This window comes from Intrasporangium sp. (genome assembly GCF_032907665.1).
Classification (GTDB): Bacteria; Actinomycetota; Actinomycetes; order Actinomycetales; family Dermatophilaceae; genus Intrasporangium.
In genome coordinates this window covers 1-6,208 of sequence record NZ_JAJJPG010000149.1, presented here as the reverse complement: position 1 = coordinate 6,208, position 6,208 = coordinate 1, and the positions used below count along the sequence as shown (strand labels likewise).

At 70.6% G+C, this 6,208-nt stretch carries 6 protein-coding genes; 4 read left to right on the top strand and 2 right to left on the bottom strand.

Going from position 1 to position 6,208, the window contains the following annotated elements; all coding sequences use genetic code 11:
• Positions 1-969, bottom strand: a 969-nt coding sequence (locus LOY02_RS16450) for a phosphotransferase (protein ID WP_317183452.1), incomplete at its 3' end; no start/stop codon positions are given.
• Between the two features lie 80 nt (positions 970-1,049).
• Here LOY02_RS16450 and nudC point away from each other — a divergent pair.
• The gene (gene nudC / locus LOY02_RS16445) at positions 1,050-2,069 is read left to right on the top strand and encodes an NAD(+) diphosphatase (protein ID WP_317183451.1); all 1,020 of its coding nucleotides are present in this window, start codon (positions 1,050-1,052) and stop codon (positions 2,067-2,069) included.
• A gap of 69 nt (positions 2,070-2,138) precedes the next feature.
• On the opposite strand, the gene LOY02_RS16440 is transcribed toward nudC, so the two are convergent.
• A complete protein-coding gene (locus LOY02_RS16440; RefSeq protein ID WP_317183450.1) occupies positions 2,139-2,408 on the bottom strand; it encodes a mycoredoxin in 270 nt (89 codons plus the stop codon).
• A 131-nt stretch (positions 2,409-2,539) separates the two neighbouring features.
• Here LOY02_RS16440 and LOY02_RS16435 point away from each other — a divergent pair, with 131 nt between their 5' ends.
• From LOY02_RS16435 to LOY02_RS16425, 3 genes are all read left to right on the top strand, one after another.
• A complete protein-coding gene (locus tag LOY02_RS16435; RefSeq protein WP_317183454.1) occupies positions 2,540-4,684 on the top strand; it encodes an ATP-dependent DNA helicase UvrD2 in 2,145 nt (714 codons plus the stop codon).
• Between the two features lie 138 nt (positions 4,685-4,822).
• A complete protein-coding gene (locus LOY02_RS16430; protein WP_317183449.1) occupies positions 4,823-5,074 on the top strand; it encodes a hypothetical protein in 252 nt (83 codons plus the stop codon).
• Positions 5,075-5,348: 274 nt separating this feature from the next.
• Entirely contained in the window at positions 5,349-5,636 is a 288-nt protein-coding gene (locus LOY02_RS16425; RefSeq protein ID WP_317183448.1) for a WhiB family transcriptional regulator, read from the top strand.
• The last annotated feature ends 572 nt before the right edge of the window (positions 5,637-6,208 follow it).

Here is a 6,208-nt window from a genome sequence, read left to right as displayed (position 1 = left end):
CGCCCTGCCGCGTGACTCCTGGTCCGCCTCGAGCGCTCGCCGCTCGTCCTCGTCGGACACCCGGGCCTCGACGGCCCGGAGCGACTCGGCCGCTGCATCGACGACGTCGAGCGCGCCGGACGCGAGGGCTCGCATGAGCGTCCGCATGGGCGTCATCTCCGCCGCCAGCCGAGCCCGAGCCAGCAGGTTGCCGTCCGGGCGTTCGACCCGCGACTGCGCATACCCCCGCAGAACCGTGTCGAAGGCGTCGGCGGGCGCCAGGCGCAGGAGCTCCGCGAAGTCGTCGGCTGGGTCCCCGACGCGCGACTCCGCCCAACCGAGGACGCCGCGGACCTCGCCTCCGTCCGCCCGGTCGTCGTCCTCGAACGCGACGAGCACGTTGTCTCCCACGAAGGAACCGTGGACGGGCGTGGGGGCAAATCGCCAGAGGGAGATGTCCTCGAGGCGCTGCTCCCACCGAACCAGCAGGTGGGTGGGGACGTGCCCGGTGGCGGCTGCCCGGTCGAGCTCGGAGAGCTGCCGTCGACGGTGGGACTCGGCATCGTAGACAGGCCGCCCGGCCTCCTCGAACAGTGCAAGCTCGAGATTGTGGATGTGCGCCAGCGCGCGCCCGAGGTCAGACGCGATGGTGCCGGGCGGAAGGGCGCCGAAGTCGACGGGCCGCCCGGGGAGTCGCAGGTAGACGATGGCACGGCCCTCCCGCATCGGCACCTCGCCGCGGACCATCGGCATGGCGACGTCGAGTCGCCGCCCGAGCAGCCTGCCGAGGACGGCCACGGCCTCGAGCTCGGCACCCGCCCCCTGGGTCAGCGGGGCCTTGATGACCCAACGCCGGTCCTGGCTGTCCGTCACGAAGGCGACGTCGAACGAGCCTCCGGGCCGCGGGCGAACCCCTTCCACCGACACCGGGTCGAGGCCCGGCACGGCGGCACTGGCGAGTGCAGCCAGAACGAGTGGGGTGCGGGTCACGTTCCCACCGTAAAGTGACGGTGCGGCGGATCGTGGGAGGCTCGGACGCGCGCCCCGGATGCCGGCCGTAGGGTGACGAGGTGGCCCGAAGCGCAGACCTCCTGTCCGACCTCGCCCTCTCCCGGGCGACGCTCGACCGATCCGGGCTCGAGCGTCGGGACGACCGGCTCATCGAGCGGCTGCTGGCCGACCCCGCTACCCGCGTGCTCGAGCTGCGCGGCGACCGGGCACCGGTCCGTCCGGGGCGCCGGCCGGGCTCAGCCGTGACCCACGCCTCGGCGGTCCCTGCGCCGGCCTCAGCGCAGGGCCCGGCACTGCACCTACGCCTCCGATCACCACTGGCGGACGACTCCGCCGGGGTGGTCCTGTTCGCGGGCCGCGATGCGCGGGGGACGGCCCACCTCGGCGTCGCCCTTCCGCGTGATCTGGCGGCGGGTGCGGACCGCGGGCCTGACCTTCCAGGTCAGGACGGCTGGCTGAACCTCCGTCAGGCGGCGGCCGGTCTGGACGACCAGGACGCAGGCCTCTTCACGACGGTGCTCGCGCTCGCGAACTGGCACGCCACCCACACGCACTGCCCGCGCTGCGGCACCCCGACGGTGCCGACGCAGGGTGGCTGGTTGCGTCGCTGCCCCTCGGACGAGAGCGAGCACTACCCTCGCACCGACCCGGCCGTCATCATGGCAGTGGTCGACGCGGACGACCGACTGCTCCTCGGGCGCGGCCCGCTATGGGCGGAGAACCGCTTCTCGGTCCTGGCGGGATTCGTCGAGCCAGGAGAGTCGTTCGAGGCAGCGGTGGCCCGAGAGGTGGCGGAGGAGGTCGGCATCGCGGTCACCGACATTCGCTACCTCGGAAACCAGCCCTGGCCGTTTCCCTCGTCGGTGATGATCGGCTTCACCTCGCGGGCGCTCGACACGCGGCTCGAGATCGATCCCCACGAGTTGGAGGAGGCCCGTTGGGTGACACGCGACGACTACGCCGGTGCGCTCCGCACCGGAGCAATCCGGCCGCCGTTCGGCATCTCCATCGCCAAGCGGATCATCGAGCACTGGCTGGGCCGGACGGTCGAGTCCGTCGTCGGGAGCCGCGAACACTGAGGTGCGCCGTTCCTTCGACGCACGTGGCCACGGGCGTCCGATGCGCCGGCAAACGAGGCGCGAACCGGCTCAGGCGCTGAGCCGCGCCTTGACCTCCGTGAGCGTCGGGTTCGTGGCCGCACTTCCGTCGGGGAACACCACGGTGGGCACGGTGCGGTTGCCGCCATTGACGCGCTCCACGAAGCCGATGTGCTCGGGGTTGGCCTCGAGGTTGATCTCCGTGTAGCGCAGACCCTCACGGTCGAGCTGGCCCTTGAGCCGCACGCAGTACCCGCACCAGTTGGTGGTGAACATCGTGATCGTGCCGGGCTCGGGCTGCAGGGGCGTCGCGTCGGGCATCAGGTCTCCGTGCTGGTGTGGGCTGGTGTCGGGCTTCGGTGCAAGGATGGCTCAAAGGCCTTCCACAGCGCGAACCGCGCGAGGCCCACGATAATTTCCGACCCCACATCGGCACCGCCCCAGGAGTTCCGCTGAGCGTCGCACCACACCCGGATGCCATCCTCGACCGCCTCGATCCCGAGCAGCGCGAGGTTGCATCGGCCGCCCCGGGACCGCTGTGCGTGCTGGCGGGAGCCGGCACCGGCAAGACTCGGGCGATCACGCACCGCATCGCCTATGCGGTCCACGCGGGCGTGCAGCAGCCGCAGCGCGTCCTCGCAGTGACCTTCACCGCCCGAGCAGCGGGCGAGATGCGAACCCGGCTGAGAGGCCTGGGCGTCCACGGTGTGCAGGCACGCACCTTTCACGCAGCGGCCCTGCGACAGCTGCACTATTTCTGGCCGCAGGCCATCGGTGGCGCTGCACCAGAGGTGATGAGCGTCAAGGCGCCAGCCGTCGCCGAGGCGGCCCGACGCCTGCGACTGCAGTTCGACCGGGCGGCCATCCGAGACCTTGCTGCCGAGATCGAGTGGGCCAAGGTCAGCCTCCTGACGCCCGAGTCGTACCCCGCGGCGGCGCGGACGGCTCGCCGTGAGCCACCGGGGGTCGACCTGACGGCCATGGCGCGGCTTCTCGAGTCCTACGAGGAGGTCAAGCAGGCGAGGGGCGTCATCGACTTCGAAGACGTGCTCCTGCTGACCGTCGGCATCCTCGAGGATCGGGATGACGTCGCCCGGACGGTCCGCGGACAGTACCGGCAGTTCGTCGTCGACGAGTACCAGGACGTCAACGCGTTGCAGCAGCGGCTGCTCGACCTCTGGCTGGGGGAGCGCGACGACGTGACCGTCGTGGGCGACCCAGCACAGACCATCTACTCCTTCACCGGTGCCTCACCCCGCCATCTGCTCGGCTTCGCCTCACGCTTTCCCGGGGCGCGCACTGTCCGACTCGTGCGCAACTACCGGTCCTCGCCACAGATCATCCAGCTGGCCAACACCGTGATCGCGGCCGGGCCAACAGCTGCGCGTGGAGGCTCGGTGCGGCTCACTGCCCAGGGACCCGCCGGGCCGACACCGCTGCTCACCACGCATGCCGACGACCCAGCCGAGGCGGCCTTCGTTGCCGACCGCATCCGGGAACTCGTCGACGGAGGGCACCCGGCAGCAGAGATCGCCGTGCTGTTCCGGACCAACGGTCAGTCGGAGGCGTTCGAGGCCGCCCTCGCTTCAGCCGGGGTCCCTTACCTCGTGCGCGGAGGCGAGCGGTTCTTCTCCCGCAAGGAGGTCCGCGATGCGATCCTCCTCTTGCGCGGCGCCGCCCGCAGCGACGACGGGAGCAAGCCGCTCGGCGACGTCACGCGCGACGTCATCACGGGAGCGGGTTGGTCCCCGGAGGCTCCCTCGAGCGGGGGAGCCACACGAGAGCGCTGGGAGTCGTTGGCCGCCCTCGCGGCCCTGGCCGACGACCTGGCCGTGTCGGCTCCCGAGGCGAGACTGCCCGAGCTCGTGGGTGAGCTCGACCGGCGCGCCGCGGAGCAGCATGCGCCGGCGGTCCAGGGCGTCACCCTCGCCAGCCTGCACGCCGCGAAGGGCCTGGAGTGGGACGCCGTCTTCCTCGTCGGGGTCTCCGACGGGCTCATCCCGATCTCGCTCGCAGACGGGCCCGAGGCGCTCGAGGAGGAGCGCCGGCTGCTCTATGTCGGCCTGACCAGGGCCCGGCGGCAGCTGCACCTGTCGTGGTCGGCCGCACGCCATCCCGGGGGTCGGGCCAGCCGACGGGTGTCGAGGTTCCTCGCCCCGGCCGATGGCATCCTCGGCGGTGGCGCGCGCCCGGCTGGCCCCACCTCCAGTCGCCGGCGTGCGACGCCCAGGGTGGCAGCACCGGCGCACTGCCGTGGATGCGGTACCGAGCTGACGACCGCAGGTCAGCGCAAGACCGGGCGGTGCGGAGACTGTCCGCCCGACTACGACGAGGCCCTCTTCGAGCGGCTCCGTCAGTGGCGTCTGGGCGTCGCCAAGGCAGCAGGCGTGCCGGCATTCGTCGTGTTCACTGATGCGACGCTGACAGCCATCGCCGAGTGCGAGCCATCGGACCAGGCTGCGCTCGCGACGATCAGCGGAGTGGGGGCGCGCAAGCTCGAGCAGTACGGCACCGACATCCTCGCGGTCCTGGGGGGGTCAGACCCCCTTCAGCTGCTCGAAAAGCACTCAGCCACAGACGAATCGCCCGAAATGTGAGTCTGCCCGAGAAAATCCTTCGAAATCCTCGATAAATAAGTTGTGGCCCCCGCAGGCCCTGCGTAACCTTGACGCAGTCAAGCCCAGTGGCTCAGGTGGCCGGCTGGGAACCGCGAGTGTAGTGAGGAGGTTGGCCCGATGAGGAACATCACCATGACGATGAACGCAGCGTCCTGCGTCGCTTCTGCGCGTCTGCGCCAGGCCAGCATCCTTCTCGCGACCAACCGTGTCGGGGACCAGGGGACAGGTGTGTCCATCGTCGCCCCGATCGGCGTGCGCGTCGCTGACCGCGCTTTCACGGGACACGTCCCCTTCGCCGCCGTCGACCACCTCGCCACCAACAAGACACCCGATGTCGCTCGCTCCCGCTCTGGGAGGCCACCGGTCTGAGTTAGACCACAGCCTCACCTCCAGGCCGCGAACCCGACATCACCGGGTCCGCGGCCTTCGTGTGTTCCACCCTTCACCGAATGCCGCTCCACCCTCACCCTCCACCAGATCAGCACCCACCCGGTGCCAGACAGATACGGGACCAACCATGACTCCCCGGATGCAGAGCAGCAGGACCGAAGCCCGCACCTGCGGTGCAGGACTCCGATCCAGGACCGACACGAGTGAGCAGGCTCGCCGCACCACCGGCGCGCCGGAGACGGAGGTGAGAACGATGCAGCTGAGCGAATTGCTCGACCTCGGCACCGAGGCTGAGGAGATCGGCGAGACCATCCCCTGCCGCGACTACGACGCCGAGCTCTGGTTCGCCGAGCGACCCGAGGACGTCGAGTTCGCCAAGACCCTGTGCGGGCTCTGCCCCGCGCGCATCCAGTGCCTCGCCGGCGCGCTCGAGCGCCAGGAGCCCTGGGGGGTCTGGGGCGGCCAGCTCCTCGTCCAGGGAGCGGTGGTTCCGCGCAAGCGGCCCCGTGGCCGTCCCCGCAAGCACCCGGTTGCTGCGTGAGCCGAGCGGAGCCCCGATGGTTCGCCGGACCACGCCTCGTGACAGGGCACGACCGACCACCCCACCGACCAACAGAGACTCATCAACAACCCGACCAGGAGGTCGTCATGGAGAACTTGGAGCTCCTGGCTCGCGACCGGATCCGCGATCGTGTTCAGCGAGAGGACCGCAGTGGCACGCGCCGCAGCGCCCGGCTGATCTCGTTGGAGATCCGTGCGAGCCGACGCCATCACCAGCGGTGAGGCGTGAACCAGCCGGGAGCCTGATCACCGGCTGCAGCACAGGACAACTGAACGCACGTGAGCGAGCCGCGGGTGACGCGCACGTCACCCGCGGTTTCGCGTCCGCCGGGTCTGTGGGGCTCGCTCGCTCGCCGGTGAACCGCTCGAAGGGGCCACAGGTCGGTGATACGAGCCGGCGAAGGGTAGGGGGTACAACACGGCCCACGAGCAAGCCAGCTGCATCACGCACACGAACCACGCCGAGCACACGCCGCCAGCACCGATATCACGGGACTGCATCGTTCCGTCCGACACGCACAGACAGCGTCCCACGGATGTCACCGCGCAGGC